This window comes from Dinoroseobacter sp. S124A (genome assembly GCF_049801015.1).
Taxonomy (GTDB): Bacteria; Pseudomonadota; Alphaproteobacteria; order Rhodobacterales; family Rhodobacteraceae; genus Dinoroseobacter.
The window spans coordinates 196851-215142 of the sequence record NZ_JBNAGD010000004.1 but is presented as its reverse complement, the minus strand read 5'-3'; the positions used below and the strand labels follow the sequence as shown (position 1 = coordinate 215142).

The following is an 18292-nucleotide window of genomic DNA, read 5'->3' as shown; positions in this document are numbered from 1 at the left end:
CCGGCCTGCGGGCCGGGCGCCCAGTCGGGGTGGCCTAGACGGTGAGTGCGGTTCTGCTGATCGAGCAAGTGCTGAACGGCGTGCAATTCGGGATCATGCTGTTCCTGATGGCCGCCGGTCTGACGCTGATCTTCGGGGTCATGGGTCTGATCAATCTGGCCCATGGCTCGCTCTATATGGTGGGCGCGTTCGCAGCGGCGGCGGTAGCCGGGGCGACGGGGTCGTTCCTGCTGGGCCTCGCGGCAGCCCTTGCGGCGGCGGCAGCGGCAGGCGCGCTGATCGAGGTGACGGTAATCCGCAGGCTCTATGATCGCGACCATCTGGATCAGGTGCTGGCGACCTTCGCGCTGATCCTGATCTTTTCCGAGGGCACGCGCTGGATCTTCGGGTCCTTCCCGCTCTTTCTCGATGTCCCCGCCGCGCTGGCGGGGCCGGTCACCCTGCCCGGCGGGATCCAATACCCGGCCTACCGGCTGGCGATTATCGGTGTCGGGCTGGCCGTGGCGGTGGGGCTTTTCTGGTTGATCGGGCGGACGCGGATCGGCGTGCAGATCCGCGCGGGCGAAGCCGATCGCGAGATGATCGGCGCGCTCGGGGTGGACATCAACCGGCTCTATACGCTGGTCTTTGCCCTGGGCGCGGCCCTTGCCGGGCTTGCAGGCGCGCTGGTCGGCGCGATCCAATCGGTGCAGGTGGGCATGGGCGAGCCGGTGCTGATCCTCGCCTTTGTGGTGATCGTGATCGGTGGCATCGGCTCGATCAAGGGCGCGCTTGTGGGCGCGATACTGCTGGGGCTGACGGACACGCTGGGCCGGACCCTGCTGCCGGTGCTGCTGGGAACGGTGATGGAGCCCTCGGCCGCCACGAGTGTCGGCTCGGCCATCGCCTCCATGGCGATTTACATCTTGATGGCCTGCGTGCTGGTCCTGCGGCCCACGGGACTCTATGGGCGGGCCTGAGATGACACGCGAGGGGATGCTGAACGCCGCCATCGCGGCGGGCCTGCTGGCGGTGCCGCTCTGGGCGCTCTGGGCCGATGAGCCCTTCACGATCACGCTGGCCACCCGGGTGGCCGTCCTCGCGCTGGCGGGTGTGGGGCTAAACCTCGCGCTGGGGCTCGGCGGGCTGGTGAGCCTCGGACATGCGCTCTTCTTCGGGATCGGTGGCTATGCCATGGGCATTCTCGCCCATCACGCCCAGACCTATACCCCCCTGATGGAGGTGCCATTCCTGATCGAGGGGACGAAATCCATGCCGGTGATCTGGCTGGTGGCCATGGTGACAAGCGCGCTCGCCGCTCTCGCCGTAGGAGCCCTGTCCCTGCGCACCTCGGGCGTCTATTTCATCATGATCACGCTCGCCTTCGGTCAGATGTTCTACTACTTCGCGATCTCCTGGCCGGCCTATGGCGGCGAGGACGGGCTGTCGATCTATGTGCGCAACGGGTTTCCCGGGCTGAACACGCTCGACCCGATCCAGTTCTTCGGGATCTGCTATGGGCTTTTGCTGCTGGCGCTGTTCGTAAGCGCGCGGATCGCCGCCTCGCCCTTCGGGCTGGCCCTCAGCACCGCGCGCCAAAGCCCCGCCCGGGCCGAGACGCTGGGCTTCTCGCCCTTTCGCCTGCGCCTGATCGCCTTCGTGATCTCGGGCGCGATCACCGGGCTCGCAGGGGCGCTCTTTGCCGATCTCAACCGTTTTGTCAGCCCGACCATGTTCAGCTGGCACACCTCGGGCGAGATCATGGTCTTCGTGATCCTCGGCGGGGTTGCGCGGCTCTTTGGGCCGGTGGCGGGTGCCGCGCTCTTCATCCTGCTCGAACACTGGCTGGGCGGGCTCAGCGACTATTGGCACATCTATCTCGGCGCGCTCCTGCTGGGAGTGGTTCTGTTCGCCCGGGGTGGGTTGGTGGGCACGCTGGTGCGGGGGCGCTCATGAGCGTGCTGGCACTGGAGGGGATCACCAAGCGCTTCGGCGCGCTAGTGGCGAGCGACGCGGTGACCCTCGATCTGCGCCCCGGTGAGATCCACGCGTTGATCGGGCCGAATGGCGCTGGCAAGTCGACGCTGATCGCGCAGATCGCCGGGGCATTGCGCCCCGATGCTGGGCGCGTGTGGCTGGCGGGCGAGGATGTCACCGCGCTCGACACGCCCGCGCGGGCGCGGCGCGGGCTGGGCCGAACGTTTCAGATCTCCGCTTTGGCCATGGAGCATACGGCGCTGGAAAACGCCCTGCTCGGCGCGCAGGGGGCGCGGGGCGGGCGGTTGTCGCTCTGGCGCCCGATCCAGCGGGCTGCCGGGCTGCGCGCCGTGGCCGAAGCGGCCTTGGAGCGGGTCGGTCTGGGTGACCAGGCCGGGACCATCACGGCGACCCTCTCCCACGGGCAACGGCGGCAACTCGAGGTCGCGGTGGCCCTGACCCTGTCGCCCAAGCTGTTCCTGATGGATGAGCCCATGGCCGGGCTGGGGATTGAGGGGACGGCAGCGATGACCCGTCTGCTCGACGGCTTGCGCACTGAAGCGCCGATCCTGCTGGTCGAGCATGACATGGATGCGGTCTTTGCGCTGGCGGACCGGATCTCGGTGCTGGTGGCGGGGGCGGTGATCGCCTCGGGGACACCGGACGAAATCCGCGCCGATCCGGCGGTGCGCCTCGCCTATCTCGGGGAGGAGGACCCATGAGCGCGCCCCTCGTCGAGATGCGCGGCGTGACCGCAAGCTATGGGGCGTCTCAGGCTCTGTTCGGGGTGGACCTGACCCTGCCGGAGGGCGGCGCGCTGGCGCTGATGGGCCGCAACGGCATGGGCAAGAGCACAACGCTGAAGACACTTTGCGGGCTCCTGCCGCCCAGCGCGGGGCAGATCCGGTTTGCCGGGGTCGAGACGGCGGGCCTGCCGGCGCATCGCATCGCACGGCTCGGGCTCGGGCTCGTGCCCGAGGGACGCCGGTGCTTCGCCCCGCTGACCGTGATCGAGAACCTGATGGCGACGGCGCGGCCGGGCCCGTGGGATCTGGACCGCGTCGCGGCCCTGTTCCCGCGTCTGGCCGAACGAGGGGACCAGCGCGCGGCGTCCCTGTCCGGGGGCGAGCAACAGATGCTCGCGATCGGCCGCGCCTTGATGACCAACCCGAGGCTCCTGGTACTGGACGAGGCGACAGAAGGGCTCGCCCCGGTGGTGCGGCAGGAAATCTGGGCAGCCGTGGCCCAGCTCCGCGCCGAAGGAGGGCTGAGCCTGATCCTTGTGGACAAGTCCCTGCGCGAGTTGCGGCAGGTCGCGGATCAGGCGGTGATCCTCGCCCGGGGCAAAACCGTCTGGGCCGGAGAGATGGCCGGGCTGGACGCGGAGAGCGCCGCGCGCTGGCTCGGGGTCTAGTTTGGGCGACAAGGTCAGGATCGCGGGGGCCAGCCCCCGCACCCCCGGGATATTTCCGGACTTAAGTCTGGCAGACGGGTCGCACTGGCCCCCTCGGGTCGAGCACGCTGACGGGTCGGGCGAGGAGCACCGGGGGCGACGCCGCCCCGGCGTCGGAGGGGGCGGGGCCCCCTCTGGCACGCAGTGCAGAGTGATATGCGCCGCAGGCGCGCCTTTGGATCACCGCCCGAAGAGGCTCAAGCGACGGCTTTTTGCGCGTCTTTCATCACGCTGGCCAGGGTGCCGTAGGTCTCGGCCCAAGCCGCTTCGACCTCGGGCGTGAAAGCGTCACCCAGCCCTTTTTCGAGCGTGTAGAGCAGAGCCGCCCCCACGCTGTCATAATGGGCATCAGTCACCTTGTAGCCCTGATGGCGTGCGCCGAGCTCCTGCACGGCGGGCACGATCGCCTCCAGATTGGTCAGCCCGTTCACCGCCACCCCCAGCATCTGCATCAGCTTTTTCTTCTGGTCGGTCATCACCTCGGGAAAGAGCGCCCGGGTTTCCGGCGCGATCTCGAAGAGCCGCGCATAGAAGATATCCGCGGCCGTCTCGGCAATCGGCGCCACGCTTTTGAAGCTGGTCTGGACCAGGTTTACTTGATCAGGTGTCATGTCAGTCCCTCGGGAAGTCAGGAGATTGGGTATAGGCCAGGGCGTCTTCCGCGCCTCCGCTGGCCCAGACCATAAAGGCGAGGGCAGCCGCGACCTGCCGGTCGGTCAGGTCCGGATTGCCGCCCCGCGCGGGCATTTCTGTGAATTTCGGGCCCACGAACCCCTCGGTTGCGTGGATGAAAAGCTGCGGAAAGCCCTTGGCGATCCGCGGGGCCCAAGCCTCGGTCGAGGTTACCTTGGGCGCACCGGTGTATCGGTTGCCATTGTGGCAATTCACACAGGGCCCGCCCCAAACCTCGCGGCCCAGGGCGAGCACCGGATCGTCCGGGACCGGCAGCGCCTCCAGCGCCACCAGCCCCGGCAGACCCTCTGGCGATGCCACGCCCTCAGCCCCGGCCTGCGCGCTCAGCACAAGCGTGGTGCAGGCCACCACCCAGCATCGCCAGGCGCGCATCAATCGACCGGGATCCGGATGACCACGCCACCCATCACGTCGCCGCCCTCAAAGTCGGTGCGCGGGCTGTCCTTATGCTCGTTATGGCAGGAGGAGCAGGCCTCGGCGACGGAGATGTCCGGGTAAAACGCGGTGAAATAGGTGGTCCCGCCCAGCTCTTCCTCGCCGTAGAAATTCTCGCCCGGGTTGTCCGCGATATACTGCAGGCCTTCCTTCTCGAGATCGGTGGTCGGCGCGTTCTGCTTGTTGATCGGCCAGAGCGACAGCAGCGAGTAGGAGAAGGCGTCGGTCTCTTCGGCCACCATCTCGGCGCCAAAGCGGAACATCTGCGCGGGCAGCACGAGCGCCTTGTCATCCATGAAATGCTCGGAAGCCTTGATCACGCCTTCCTTCACCGCGAGGCGGTTCACGATCATGCGGGTATAGACCGTCCGGTCCGAGCTCATCACGAGGTGCAGAAGATCCGCGACCTGCTGGTATTCCATATCTTCGGCCTGGGTGGCGGGGGCCACGACCGACAGACCGGCCGCAAGCAGGGCGGCGGCTTTGAACTTGCGCATTTTGGTATACATAGAGAGTGTCCTCATTTTCTACGGGAGGTGGGGGATGCGTGGAACAGCCGGGTCATTGGTTGGAGCCTTCGTCCGGTTGGTCCACGCGACGGACCGCCCAATCGACACTTTCGATCGTGCGGGAAGGTTGGCCTGCGAAATTGTTCGCCACGAGATCCGGATCCGCCAGCGCATCGATGGCAAAGCGCAGGCCATGGCAATCCATGCAGATGGGCCGGATCATTTTCTCGTTCGGTCGCAGGGTGTCGTTCTGGTTGTGGTTTGAAACCACGCCCTTGGAGGTCTCTTCCTTGGGCATGTGGCAGGTCGCACAGGTCACGCCACTGCCCGGGGGCAGATCGCCCGCAAGCTCGGCCTGCCAGAGCTGGTGATGGGGACTGCCCTCATAGGCCATGGAATGGTCGTCCGCATGGCAGCTGGTGCAGCTTTCCACCTGGGCCTTCACCACATCGACCTTGTGGGGCCCGTGGCAGGTGGTGCAGGTCAGCTCCTGGCCCATGGCCTCTGCGTGGAGAGGCACACGCGCCTCGGCGGTGCTCATGAGGGGCGGCGGCGTGGCGTCGCTGAGATAGGCATCGAGCTGGGCCAGCAGCTCCTTGTCGGCCTTCCAGCCCACATCCCGGGTGATGTGCTTGGCATCGCGGGGCTTGCCCAGCTTGGGATGGGTGCGCGTGCCGTGACGCCCCAGACGGAAGGTCTTGGCCTCGGCCTTGTGGCAGCTTGAACAGATCTCCTGAGGGTCGGGGCTTTCGACCCAGTTCGCGGCAATCTCTTCGGCCGTCTCGGATTTCGGCGCATGGCAGGAGGCGCAGCCCACATCCGCCGCTGCATGGGCGGAACCTGCCCAGTCATGGGCAATGGCCTCGTCCTGGGGATGGGGCTCCGGCGCAGGCGGCAGCGCGGCGAGATAGGTTCGGATTGCGTCTGCATCAGGCTTGGGGCGTTGGCGCGCCGCTGCCGAGGCCGCGTGGACGGGATCCTCGGCGATCCAGGGACTGTCCGCATGTTTAACGAGGAAATCCTCATAAAGCGCGCGATTGTCGTGGTAGTTGTGACATCCCGACGAAGCACAGGTGTCAAAGGTCAGGTCCGCGTGGCTTGCGCGGTTGACCCGGACGTCCTGCTCGCCTTCGGAATGGCAGGCGACACAGTAGTCGCCCTGGATCGTGACCATCCCGGCCAACGTCACCTCCGGCAGGTGCTCGGAATGGCAGGTCGTGCAGAACCGCCCATCCACCTTGTCCCAGAACTGCGCCATGCGCGGCGGGGTGAATTTCTTCTTCGGGTGGCTGTCATCGGCGGCCTTGAGCTCGTCCTTGTGACAGGTCACGCAGGTCTTGTTGATGTCCTTGCGCACCTTCGTGGTCGAAGCGAAGGGTTTCGAGGTGTGACAGGTCTCGCAAGCAATCTCGAGCTGATGGTGGACACCGGTGGTCTGCCCCGGCAGAAAGGCCGTGCGGTCGCCGGTCACGAAGATCCGCGCGCCGGCCACCCCGGCCAGGGCAAGAGTGCCAATGATCCAGAGGGTCCAGAGGAGTTGTGTACGGGTCATCGAACGGCCTCCTCAATACGCATAGACGGTCAGGACATGGACGAGGATCAGGACCGGCAAGGGCCAGATCGCAAGAATATGCAGCCAGGTGGGCAAGGCGCGCGCCGGCTTGCGCGCGGTGCCGATCCGGCGGGCGCGCAGGGCGTGATCCCCGCCCGTGGCCATGCCCGCCACGGCCCCCATCACCAGCGTTGCGGTGAAGGCCACAAAGAGCGCGAGATTGGTGTTCGCCCCGGGCCGCAGACCGGTATGCACGACCAGCGCAATTGCGGCGAGCAGCCCGATGCCGAGATGGATCACCCGCCACCAGTCATAGGCGCCCAGACGGTCCGTGATCCGCAGCCGCTTGCGCAGCCCCACCGCCATGGCCGCCACCGCGATGCCGAACAGGGTCCAGCCCGTCCACTGCTTGACGATCGGATCGCGCCAGAGCCAGTCCCGCAGGGAGGCCGCATCAAAGCTTGTCGGGTACGGCACCCGCGGCAGCAACGCGAGCGCCAGCGCCAGAAGCGCCGCTAGAGACGAGAGCGCGATCAGCGCCGTGAAGAGCCGGACCGGCTTGGGCGGCCCGCCCGCATCTGCCAGCTCCTCCAGCTGCGGCACGCAACTGCCGCAGACCGTGCCCGCCCCCGTGGCGAGGCTCAGCGCAGGCGCGTCGCCTGCCCCGGCCGCTTGGCAGGCCCGCAGACGGCCCGCCGTTACACCGGTGCAGTTGCACACGGTCGCCTCCTCGGGCAGGTCCGCGACCCCGAGATCCTCATCGGGCCAAAGCTGACCCGTTGTGCGAAAGCGCCAGACTTGCCAAGGATGGACCGGCATCTCGCTCTGCACCGCGTTCTGAACCCGGCTCGACTGGCCCCAACCACCCACGGCCATGGCGCCTTTGAGCTTGCCCCGCGCGAGAAAGATCCGCCGGTATCCCGCCGGTCCGCGCCAGACATGGCTGCGCACATCCGGGCGCGCATCGAGCTGCTCGACCTCGCCTGCCGAGAACACTTCGGCGCCGATCACCTTGAGCTTGGTGGCCGGAGCGGTACCCGAATAGCTGGCCGTCCCGCCGCTCAGGACGGCGGCGGCCACATCCGCCTGGGCATAGCCCGGCCCCACGAGGCCATAGACCTGCCCGCGATGCTCGGCGCACTCGCCAATGGCATAGATGTCGGGATCCGCCGTCTGCATCGCATCATTGACGATGACGCCGCGCCCGACCGGCAGCCCCGCCGCCAGCGCGATCTGGGTATTGGCACGCACCCCGGTGCAGATGATTACCGTATCGGCCTCGATCTCGGTCCCGTTGGCCAGCGCGAGCCCCGTGACCTTGCCATTCTCGCCCGCGATGGATTTCACCGCCACTCCGGTGAAGACCTTGACGCCCAGCGCCTCGATGCTCTGGGCCAGAAGCGCCCCCGCCTCGGCATCGAGCTGGCGCGGCATCACCCGGCCCTCATGTTCGATCACGGTCACCTCGGCCTGCCGCTGGCGCATCCCGCGCGCGGCCTCGAGCCCGAGCAATCCGCCCCCGATGACCACCACCTTGCGCGCCGAAAAGCTGCGCGCCAGAAGGGCAGAGGCATCTGCTGCCGTCCGGAAGGTATAGACCCCGGTCAGATCCGCGCCGGGGATCGAGGGCACGAAAGCGCGCGACCCGGTGGCCAGCACCAGCTTGTCATAGGGCCAGACCCCGCCATCGGCAGTACGGACCTGGCACGCGTCGCGATCGATGGCCGTCACCGGCAGGCCCGTGAGGCAGGTCACGCCCTCGGCGCCGCCCATCTGGGGCACCTCGATCTCGCCGAACTGGACATCGCCGGCCAGCAGCGGGGTCAGGCGGACACGGTTATAAGGCTGATAGGGCTCCGCCGTCAGCAGGGTGACAGGCTGACCGCGCCGGGCGATCTCGTTGGCGGCGCGGACACCGACAGGGCCACCGCCCACCACCACCACGCCGGGGGGGGCAGGTTCAGAAACGGGGTCGCTCAAAAATCCGGGGTCGGACAAGGACAATGGGGAAATCCTCATGCAGCAGGAGAACCATCCTCACCGCGCAAACGGTGGGCGTGTGGCGCATCATTGCTGCCAGTCGAAACGGAACGTCCTTGCTCCGCATTGAGAGACGACTGTGTCTCGGGGTTGCCTCTGGCGTAGCATGGCTGCGCGGCGTTCAACCAAGGGATTAGCGGCACTGCGGCAGAATGCCGAGACGATGACCGCGAAATGACCGCTCTCTCCGGGGTGCGCGCTCAAATTAGGCGCTGACGGCGTTTTGTCCGTGATTTCGGCTGATTCCGGGCCGGTTTTCGAGCATTTGCCCGAAATCCGGCAGGATCCGCCTCGCAAATCGCAATTCTTGCCGCTGCAGAAACCGGCAAATCCGGATCAGCCGTTTTCAGGCTGCCCCATTTGCCACCATCTGCGACCGCCTGCCCCGGGGGGATGGCGCAGTCTCTTGCAATACCGCGCCCATGGGGTAGGACCGATAGATCCCTGCACAGGTCGAGAATCCCCCATGTCCATTACCGCCAGCATCTATCATTTGACCCATTACCAGTATGACCGCCCGGTCACGCTTGGCCCGCAGATCATCCGCCTGCGCCCGGCGCCGCACAGCCGGACCCGGGTGATCTCCCATGCGCTCAAGGTGTCGCCCGGCGGGCATTTCGTGAACCACCAGCAGGACCCCTATGGCAACTGGTTGGCGCGCTTCGTCTTTCCCGAGCCCGTGCGCGAGTTCAAGATCGAGGTCGATCTGGTCGCGGATATGAGCGTCTACAACCCGTTCGATTTCTTCGTCGAGGAAACCGCCGAGACATGGCCCTTTGACTATCCCGAGGATCTGGCGCCGGATCTGGTGATCTACAAGACGCCCGAACCGGTCGGACCGAAGCTGCGCGCCTATCTCGACGCCTTGCCGCGCGAGACTGAGCGGACCGTGGACTTCCTCGTGGGGCTGAACGCCAAGATCGCCAGCGATATCGGCTATGTCATCCGGATGGAGCCGGGGGTGCAGACCCCCGAAGAGACCCTGACCAGCGTCAAGGGCTCCTGCCGGGACAGCTCGTGGTTGCTGATCCAGATCCTGCGCAACCTCGGATTTGCGGCTCGGTTCTGCTCGGGCTACCTGATCCAGCTGAAACCGGACCTCAAGGCGCTGGACGGCCCCTCGGGCACGGATCACGACTTCACCGACCTGCATGCCTGGGCCGAGGTCTATCTGCCCGGGGCGGGCTGGATCGGGCTCGACCCCACAAGCGGGCTGCTGGCAGGCGAAAGCCACATTCCCCTGGCCGCCACGCCCCATTACCGCAACGCCGCGCCCATTGCGGGCATGGCGAGCGCTGCGGATGTTACGTTCAATTTCGACATGCAGGTGACCCGCACCGCCGAGCATCCGCGTATCACCAAGCCGTTCTCAGATCAGGCCTGGGACGCGCTCAATGCGCTGGGGCACAAGGTCGATGAGAAACTGGCCGAGGGCGATGTGCGCCTGACCATGGGCGGCGAGCCGACCTTTGTGTCGATCGACGATTTCGAGAGCGCCGAATGGAACACGGCCGCCGTGGGCCCCACCAAGCGCGCCCTGGCGGACGAGCTGATCCGCAAGCTGCGCGACCGGTTCGCGCCCGGAGGGTTCCTGCATTACGGCCAAGGCAAGTGGTATCCCGGCGAGACCTTGCCGCGCTGGACCTTCTCGCTTTACTGGCGGGGCGATGGCAAACCACTCTGGTCGAACTCGGACCTGATCGCGCGCGAGGAGAGCGACGCGACCCCGGGTGCCGAGGATGCCGAAGCGCTGCTTGGCGCGATTGCCGCCGCCCTCGAGGTGCCCGAAGAGAACGTCACCCCGGCCTTCGAGGACCCTGCCGAATGGCTCGTGCGCGAGGCCAGGCTGCCGGAGAATGTCACGCCCGAGAACTCCAAGCTGAAGGACCCGGAAGAACGGCACCGCATCGCCCGGGTGTTCGAGCGCGGGTTGACCACGCCCTCGGGCTATGTCCTGCCCGTGCAGCGCTGGCAGGCGAAATCCGGCGCGGGCTGGCATTCGGAGCGCTGGAGCCTGCGGCGTGGCCGGTTGTTCCTGACCCCCGGGGACAGCCCCGTGGGTTACCGCCTGCCCTTGGGCTCCCTGCCCCATGTGTCCCCTGCGGCCTATCCCTATACCTATCCGGCGGATCCCTTTGCCGAGAAATCCCCCCTGCCCGAGCCCGACCTCGTCGCCAAGGAGGCAGAGCGCCTGCGCGACCGGCGTGAACTGGCCCCGGCCCAGACCAGCGTCGCCGCAGCGGGGGAGGCCCAGACCGGGCAATACCTGACCGAGCTGGGCGGCCCGGTCCGCACCGCGATCAGCGTCGAGCCGCGCGATGGCAAGCTCTGCGTCTTCCTGCCCCCGGTCGAAAGCGCGGCGGACTACCTCGAACTTCTGGCCGCGACTGAGGCGGCGGCCACGGCGCTGGAGCAGCCGGTGCATATCGAGGGCTACGCCCCCCCGGGCGATGACCGGCTGAACGTGATCCGCGTAGCCCCGGACCCGGGCGTGATCGAGGTGAACATCCATCCGGCCCATAGCTGGGACGATTGCGTGGCGATCACCGAAGCCGTCTATGAAGAGGCGCGGCAATCCCGGCTCGGCGCGGACAAGTTCATGGTGGACGGACGTCACACCGGTACCGGCGGCGGCAACCACGTGGTGGTGGGCGGCGCCTCGACCGAGGACAGCCCCTTCCTGCGGCGGCCCGATCTGCTGAAATCGCTGATCCTGCAATGGAACCGGCATCCGAGCCTGAGCTATCTCTTCTCGGGCGTGTTTGTCGGCCCGACCTCGCAAGCCCCGCGCATCGACGAGGCCCGCCATGACGGGCTCTATGAGCTTGAGATCGCGCTGGCCAATATCCCCGATCCCAGCGCCGGGCAGGCCCCGCCCCCGTGGCTGGTGGACCGGCTGCTGCGCAACGCCCTGATCGACGTGACCGGCAACACCCACCGCTCGGAGATCTGCATCGACAAGCTCTACTCGCCCGATGGTCCCACCGGGCGGCTCGGGCTGGTCGAATTCCGCGGCTTCGAGATGCCGCCCAACCCGCGCATGTCGTTGGCCCAGCAGGTGCTGATCCGCGCCCTGATCGCGCGGTTCTGGGACGCGCCGCTTTCGGGCAACCTGACGCGCTGGGGCACGCAGCTCCATGATCGGTTCATGCTGCCCCATTTCCTCTGGGAGGACTTCACCGAGGTCTGCCGCGATCTGGCCGCCCATGGCCTGCCTGTCGATCCCGAATGGTTCAGGGCGCAGTCCGAGTTCCGCTTCCCGTTCTGCGGCGAGGTCACCTATGAGGGCATGACGCTGGAGCTGCGTCAGGCGCTGGAGCCGTGGCATGTGCTGGGCGAGACAGGCGCGATTGGCGGGACCGTGCGCTACACCGACAGCTCGGTGGAGCGGATGCAGGTCAAGCTGAGCGGCGCCGACCCCAACCGCTATGTGGTGACCGCCAATGGGCGGCGGGTGCCCCTGCGCCCCACCGCCTCGCCTGAGGAAGCGGTGGCGGGCGTGCGGTTCAAGGCGTGGCAACCTGCCGAGTCCCTGCACCCGACCCTGCCCGTGCAGGCGCCCCTGACCTTCGACATCTTCGATACCTGGACCGGGCGCGCCCTGGGCGGGTGCCGGTACCACGTGGCCCATCCGGGCGGGCGCAACTACGACACCTTCCCCATCAATGGCAACGAGGCCGAGGCGCGCCGCCTTGCCCGGTTCGAGGCCCATGGCCATAATGCCGGGACCTACGCCCCGATTGCGGAGACCCCGCACCCGGAATTCCCGATGACCCTGGATTTGAGACGGCCCCCGAATGTCTGACCCCCTGGCCGCGCCTGCGGACGATCCGATCGAGACGCAGGCGCTGCTGTCGGGATATACCCCTCAGCCCGGCGTCGCCGACGAGCTCTATGACAGCGCGGGCGAGATCCGCCCGGTCTGGCGCGCCTTCGTCCGCCATCTGGCACGGCTGGACGAGAGCGGCATCGCCAACCGGTTCAATCGCGGCGAGCAATACCTGCGCGATGCGGGCGTCTTCTATCGCAAATACGGCGCAGAGGCGGCGAGCGAGCGGGACTGGCCCCTGAGCCATATTCCCGTTCTGCTCAGCCAGGAGGAATGGACCCGGATCGCCTCTGGCCTGATCGAGCGTGCGGACCTGCTGGAGCGCGTGGTCGCGGATCTCTATGGCGAGAACCGTCTGCTCGCCGAGGGGCATCTGCCCGCCGAGCTGATCGCCCAGAACCCGGCCTGGTTGCGTCCGCTGGTCGGGGTCACGCCGTCCTCGGGGCATTTTCTGAACTTCATCGCCTTCGAGGTCGGGCGCGCGCCCTCGGGGCAATGGTGGGTGCTGGGGGATCGCACGGATGCGCCATCCGGCGCAGGCTTCGCGCTGGAAAACCGGATCGCGACCAGCCGGATCTTTCCGAATTTCTATGCCAAGGCGAATGTCCACCGCCTCGCCGGGTTCTTTCAGGCCTTTCGCGAGGGGCTGGTCGGCCATCGCCGGGACCGGGACGAGCCCATCGCCCTGCTCACGCCCGGGCAGATGAACGATGTCTATTTCGAGCATGCCTATCTCGCCCGCTATCTCGGGATGCTGCTGGTGGAGGGCGAGGACCTGACCGTGGATCAGGGCCGTCTCAAGGTCCGCTCCGTGGACGGGTTGCGGCCCATCTCGGTCCTGTGGCGCAGGCTGGATGCCGAGTTCTGCGACCCGCTGGAGCTGAACGAGAGCTCGACACTGGGCACTCCCGGCCTTGTGGATGTGGTCCGGCGCGGCGAGGTGGCGAGCGTCAATGCGCTCGGCGCCGGGGTGCTGGAAACCCGGGCGATGCTGGCCTTTTTGCCAAAGATCTCGCGCGCGCTCACCGGCGGGCCGCTGGCCCTGCCCAATATCGCCACATGGTGGTGCGGGCAGGAGGCCGAGCGCGCCCATGTTCTGGCCAACCGCGACCGGATGATGATCAGCTCGGCCTATGCCACGCGCCTGCCCTATGACGATCCGGGCGGCACGAGCGTCCCCGAAGACCTGCGCAGCGAGGGCGGCGACCGGGTTGCAGAGCTTCTGCAGACCAAGGGCCGCGACCTTGTGGGCCAGGAAATCGTGACCCTCTCGACCACGCCGGTCTGGGACGAGGGCCGCCTCGCACCGCGGCCGATGTCCCTGCGCGTCTTCCTCGCGCGCACGCCGACGGGCTGGCGGGTCATGCCCGGCGGATACGCGAGGGTGGCCGCCCAGAACAACGCCTCGGCCATCGCGATGCAGGCGGGCGGCGCGGTCTCGGATGTCTGGATCGTCAGCGACGGGCCGGTCCCGAAACCAACCATGATCGCCACGCCCACCCCCGGCGTCAGCGGAGATGGGCACGCGGCTTCCCTGCCGAGCCGGGCGGCGGACAACCTCTACTGGCTGGGGCGCTACGTGGAACGGGCCGAAGGCGCCATGCGCGCCTATCGTGCGTTTTTCGGGCTGCTCTCTGCAGGGGTCGTGGCGGAGGCCGAGTTGCCGACCTTCATCCTGTCGGATCTGCTCCGGGCGCGCAGCGCGGATCCAAAGGTGCTCGCCGCGCAGTTTCAGGAGCCGCTCGAGGCCGCGCTGGCCTGCGGTGCCCGGATCCGCGACCGGATCTCGGTGGATGGCCTGCTGGCGCTGAAAGACGTCTCGAAAGCGGTGCAGAAACTCATCGAGGCGCCGATCCCCATCGAGGAGGCCGCCCCGGCCACGGGGATCCTGCTGCGCAAGCTGACCGGGTTTTCGGGGCTGGTGCATGAGAACATGTACCGCTCCACGGGCTGGCGGTTCATGAGCGCGGGCATGTCGATCGAACGGGCCAGCGCCATGTGCACGACGCTCGCCCGGATCGGCGATCCGGATGCGCCCGAGGGGGCGCTCGATCTCGCGCTCGAGCTGGGCGACAGCGTCATGGCTCATCGTGGCCGTTTCATGAAACCCGCCACGCCCGAGAGCCTGACCCAGATCCTTGCCCTGGATAGCCTGAACCCGCGCTCGGTCCTGTATCATCTGGAACGGTTGAAACATCATATCGACGCCCTGCCCCGGACCCGGCAGGACGACACCCTGTCGCCCGTTGCGCGCTGCATGTTGCAGGCCCATACGGATCTCGCCGTGCAAAGCGCTGAGAGCCTCGACCCCGCGAGGCTGCGAGCCTTGCGGGCCCAGATCTGGACGCTCTCGGACCTTCTGTCCGAGACCTATATGCGCTGAGGGAACGGGATGCTCTATGACATCCGGCTGGAGCTGAGCCACAGCTATTCCGGGCGTGCCAGCGGGGCGCGGCACCTCACGCGGGTCGTCCCTGCGAACCTGCCCGGCCGGCAGGTGGTGCGCACCAGCCTGCTGAGCTGCGCGCCGCTGGCCGATACGCGCCACGGGTTTCGCGACTTCTTCGGCAATGAGGCGACCGTGTTCTATCATGACCGGCCCCATGACGAGATGATCGTGACCATGCAGGCGCGGGTGCAATGCGACGCGCCCGAGGCCAAGCTGGACATGTCCCCCGACCGCGCTCGGCTGACGCGCGAGATTGCGCAGGTCCCGGCCCTCGGACCCGCCGCGCCGCATCACTTTCTCGGCCCCTCGCCGCGGGTGCCCCTGCGCTCGGAGATCGCCCAATTCGCCCGCGAGATCGTGGCCGAAACCCGCGGCGGGGCACTGCCGCAGATGCGGGCGCTCGGCCGGGCGCTGCACCGGCAGATGAAGTTCGACGCCACCGCCACCACTGTCGAGACCCCGATGATCGAGGCCTTTGAGAAGCGTCACGGGGTCTGTCAGGATTTCAGCCATATCCTGATCGCCGCGCTGCGCAGCCTCGGGATCCCGGCGCGCTATGTCTCGGGCTTCCTGCGCACCCTGCCGCCGCCGGGCAAACCGCGCCTGGAGGGGGCGGATGCCATGCATGCCTGGGTCAGCGCGTGGTGCGGCACGGATATGGGGTGGATCGAGTACGATCCGACCAATGACCTGTCCATCGAGACCGATCACGTGGTGGTGGCCTATGGCCGGGACTACTCGGATGTCTCGCCGATCAAGGGCGTGCTGCGCACGGCCGCAGTGGGTACGAGCGCGCAGGGTGTGGACATGATCCCGGTAGAAAACGCCGCCTGAGCAGGTCGCGGAATCTGCGGACCGGAACGGATCACGCAGATCCGGGGAAGCTCAGTCAGACCGGGGCGGGTTAGGCCGGCCGAAGGGGCTCGGTCGGACAGCCACAGTCAGTGCGGAGAGGGTCTTGCAGGGGGGGGCGGCGACCCGGGCAGAGCGAAACAGCTCAGCCCTGAAGCGGAAGCTCCCGATCATCGGAGCCGTTGCGCCAGAGGCAGAAGGCGGCCACCGCGAAGCCACCGCCGAGACAGGCCGCGCCCGTCCCGGCATAGATCAGCAGGGCAACGAAAAGCGGGGCGCCGAGGACAAGGGACATGCCTGCGCTCAGAACGCCGAAAACCGTTCCTATGAGCGCGTAGATCATGCAGTCCTCCATCGGGTTGGTACAAATGAAGGGTAGCTTAGCGAATCTTACCAGAGTCTTAACGAAGGTTTACGGAAGGCACCTCGGGACCGCCGAAACGCCTTCAATTGTTCCGATCCGTCAGTCGGCCCATTCCCATGGCCGGGTGAAGTTGCCCAGCGTATGGCCCAGCGCCTCGGTATCCACGTCACCGGTCTTGCGCAGCCGCGCGACCAGACCGCGTTTCTTGTCCTCGACCACCTCGGCCACCTCGGCGGCATGGCCCGCCTCGCTCAGGGCCTTGTCATAGACCAGCCGAATGGCGCGCTTGCGCAGATCGGGCTTGAACACCTTGCCCACTGCGGTCTTGGGCAGCTCGTCCAGAACCTCGATCCGCTTGGGATGGGCTGCACGCTCGGTCACGATCCCGGCGGCATGGGCCATGAGCTCCTCCGAGGTCGCCTCGGCCCCGCCCACGAGTTCCACATAGGCCACGGGCAACTCGCCCGCGTAGGAATCCGGCTGGCCGATCGCCCCGGCCATGGCCACGGCCGGATGCGCCATCAGCGCCTCTTCGATCACCGCGGGATCGATATTGTGGCCCGACCGGATGATCAGGTCCTTGGCCCGCCCGGTGATCCAGAGATAGCCTTCGTCATCGATCCGGCCCAGATCCCCTGTCCGCAGGTAGACCTTGTCCGCATAAAGCCCGAGATTCTTGCCCGCCTCCGTATAGGTCGAGCCGTCATTGACGCCCGGATTGGCGATGCAGATCTCGCCGACCTCATCGGTGCTGCATTCATAGGTGATGCTGCCATCCTCCCCGCAATGGAGGATCCGCACATCTGTATGGGGCAGCGGAATGCCGACGGAGCCGACCTTCTGAACGCCATCGATCGGGTTGCAGGAGACAAGGCAGGTCGCCTCGGTCAGCCCGTAGCCCTCGGCAATGTTCACGCCCGTGGCTTTCTGGAACCTCGTATAAAGCTCCAGCGGCAGCGGCGCCGAGCCCGAGATCGCGATCCGCAGGGACGAGACATTGGCATCCACCGGGCGCTGCATCAGCGCTGAGAGCGCCGTGGGCACGGTGATCATGAAGGTCACGTCCCACCGCTCGATCAGCTTCCAGAAATTGTCGAACACGCCCTCGCCGCGATAGCCCTGGGGCGTGGGGAAGACCACATGGCCGCCCGAGGTGAGCACGGACATCAGAACCGGATAGCAGGCAAAGACGTGAAACAGCGGCAGCGGGCAGATCAGCGTGTCGTCATGGGTAAAGAGCAGCTCGGAGCCGAGCCAGCCGTTATAGAGCATCCCTGAATAAGTGTGCTGCGCCACCTTCGGCATGCCGGTGGTGCCACCGGTGTGGAAATAGGCCGCCACCCGGTCCTCGAAACTGTCCGGGAAGGTCAGGCCATCAGCGGGCTGGCGGGCGATCTCGGTGTTGAAGTTCAGCACCGTCGCACGGTGCGAGACCGGGTTCTTGGGCCGGAGCAGACCGGCGATCCAGCTCTTGGGCGGGCTGAGATAGCGCAAGAGATCGATCTCAAGCACATGGGTCACGCCCGGCGCCATGGCGACGGCCTCGGCGGTCTTCTGGGCAACATCGGTCTTGAGAAAGGATTTCAGGGTCACGACGACCTTGGCCTTGGTCTCGTTCAGGATGGCCCCGATCTGCTCGGCTTCGAGCAGGGGATTGATCGGGTTGACCACCCCGGCCACGGACCCGCCGAGATAGGCCCAGACCGTCTCCGAGGTGTTGGGCAGCACATAGGCGACAACGTCATTCTCACCCACGCCCAGCGCGCGGAACAGGTTCGCCGCCTGGGTCGCCTTGCCGTGCAGCTCGCGCCAGGTCAGAGTCTCTCCCGCATCCTTGGGGTCCGAGGTGAGCGTGAAGGTCACCGCCTTGCGGTCGCCATGGGCGTTTTTGGTCTTGGTCAGCAGCTCATAGATGGTCTGCGCGGGCTGCGCGGTGTCCCACGGATGTGCGGCCTCCAGATCGGCCTTGTCTGCAAGCGTCGAAATGGAAACTCCCATCGCGCCTTCCCCCCTGTTTTTCCCTGTCAGCCTGTTTTCTGCCCGCAACCGGGCGCTGATCCGGGATCCAGAGATACGCAAATGACAGAGTGACGCAACCCACCGCGCAACTTGGCAACGTTACGTCGAACCGCGCGCGCCGCGACGTCAAGGGGCCCAATG

General features: G+C 67.0%; 14 protein-coding genes. 7 read left to right on the top strand and 7 right to left on the bottom strand.

Annotated elements, in window-relative coordinates:
* Positions 1-41: 41 nt before the first annotated feature.
* The 4 genes from ACP15I_RS11510 to ACP15I_RS11495 are packed head-to-tail and all read left to right on the top strand — an operon-like array spanning position 42 to position 3370.
* On the top strand, positions 42-959 hold the full coding sequence (locus ACP15I_RS11510) for a branched-chain amino acid ABC transporter permease (protein ID WP_424965835.1): 918 nt from the start codon (positions 42-44) through the stop codon (positions 957-959).
* 1 nt (position 960) lies between these two features.
* A complete protein-coding gene (locus ACP15I_RS11505) occupies positions 961-1935 on the top strand; it encodes a branched-chain amino acid ABC transporter permease (protein ID WP_424975188.1) in 975 nt (324 codons plus the stop codon).
* On the top strand, positions 1932-2678 hold the full coding sequence (locus ACP15I_RS11500) for an ABC transporter ATP-binding protein (protein WP_424975187.1): 747 nt from the start codon (positions 1932-1934) through the stop codon (positions 2676-2678). Before ACP15I_RS11505 ends, ACP15I_RS11500 begins: the two co-directional genes overlap by 4 nt.
* Positions 2675-3370: an ABC transporter ATP-binding protein gene (locus ACP15I_RS11495; RefSeq protein ID WP_424975186.1), complete on the top strand. Its 696-nt coding sequence runs from the start codon at positions 2675-2677 to the stop codon at positions 3368-3370. The genes ACP15I_RS11500 and ACP15I_RS11495 overlap by 4 nt, the downstream gene beginning before the upstream one ends.
* A gap of 236 nt (positions 3371-3606) precedes the next feature.
* Here the strand turns inward: ACP15I_RS11495 and ACP15I_RS11490 are convergent, their stop codons facing one another.
* Genes ACP15I_RS11490 through ACP15I_RS11470 form a run of 5 tightly spaced genes read right to left on the bottom strand, consistent with a single transcriptional unit; the run spans position 3607 to position 8578 of the window.
* Positions 3607-4020 carry a globin family protein gene (locus tag ACP15I_RS11490; RefSeq protein ID WP_424965831.1) on the bottom strand — a complete coding sequence of 138 codons (414 nt, stop codon included), beginning with the start codon at positions 4018-4020 and terminating at the stop codon, positions 3607-3609.
* Between the two features lies 1 nt (position 4021).
* The gene (locus ACP15I_RS11485) at positions 4022-4474 is read right to left on the bottom strand and encodes a c-type cytochrome (RefSeq protein WP_424965830.1); all 453 of its coding nucleotides are present in this window, start codon (positions 4472-4474) and stop codon (positions 4022-4024) included.
* A complete protein-coding gene (locus ACP15I_RS11480) occupies positions 4474-5046 on the bottom strand; it encodes a Tll0287-like domain-containing protein (RefSeq protein ID WP_424965829.1) in 573 nt (190 codons plus the stop codon). Before ACP15I_RS11480 ends, ACP15I_RS11485 begins: the two co-directional genes overlap by 1 nt.
* 52 nt (positions 5047-5098) lie before the next feature.
* Positions 5099-6598, bottom strand: coding sequence for an ammonia-forming cytochrome c nitrite reductase subunit c552 (locus tag ACP15I_RS11475; protein WP_424975185.1), 1500 nt, complete (start codon positions 6596-6598; stop codon positions 5099-5101).
* 12 nt (positions 6599-6610) lie between these two features.
* On the bottom strand, positions 6611-8578 hold the full coding sequence (locus ACP15I_RS11470; protein ID WP_424975184.1) for an FAD-dependent oxidoreductase: 1968 nt from the start codon (positions 8576-8578) through the stop codon (positions 6611-6613).
* 526 nt (positions 8579-9104) lie between these two features.
* Here ACP15I_RS11470 and ACP15I_RS11465 point away from each other — a divergent pair.
* The 3 genes from ACP15I_RS11465 to ACP15I_RS11455 are packed head-to-tail and all read left to right on the top strand — an operon-like array spanning position 9105 to position 15750.
* Positions 9105-12443, top strand: a complete 3339-nt coding sequence (locus ACP15I_RS11465) for a DUF2126 domain-containing protein (RefSeq protein WP_424975183.1) — start codon at positions 9105-9107, stop codon at positions 12441-12443.
* On the top strand, positions 12436-14850 hold the full coding sequence (locus tag ACP15I_RS11460; RefSeq protein ID WP_424965824.1) for a circularly permuted type 2 ATP-grasp protein: 2415 nt from the start codon (positions 12436-12438) through the stop codon (positions 14848-14850). Before ACP15I_RS11465 ends, ACP15I_RS11460 begins: the two co-directional genes overlap by 8 nt.
* A 9-nt stretch (positions 14851-14859) precedes the next feature.
* Complete coding sequence (locus ACP15I_RS11455; protein WP_424975182.1) at positions 14860-15750, top strand: transglutaminase family protein; 891 nt, start codon at positions 14860-14862, stop codon at positions 15748-15750.
* A 163-nt stretch (positions 15751-15913) separates the two neighbouring features.
* Here the strand turns inward: ACP15I_RS11455 and ACP15I_RS11450 are convergent, their stop codons facing one another.
* A complete protein-coding gene (locus tag ACP15I_RS11450; RefSeq protein WP_424965822.1) occupies positions 15914-16111 on the bottom strand; it encodes a hypothetical protein in 198 nt (65 codons plus the stop codon).
* Between the two features lie 120 nt (positions 16112-16231).
* Positions 16232-18130 (bottom strand): acyl-CoA synthetase, encoded by a 1899-nt coding sequence (locus ACP15I_RS11445; protein ID WP_424975181.1) that lies wholly within the window; start codon positions 18128-18130, stop codon positions 16232-16234.
* Positions 18131-18292 lie beyond the last annotated feature (162 nt).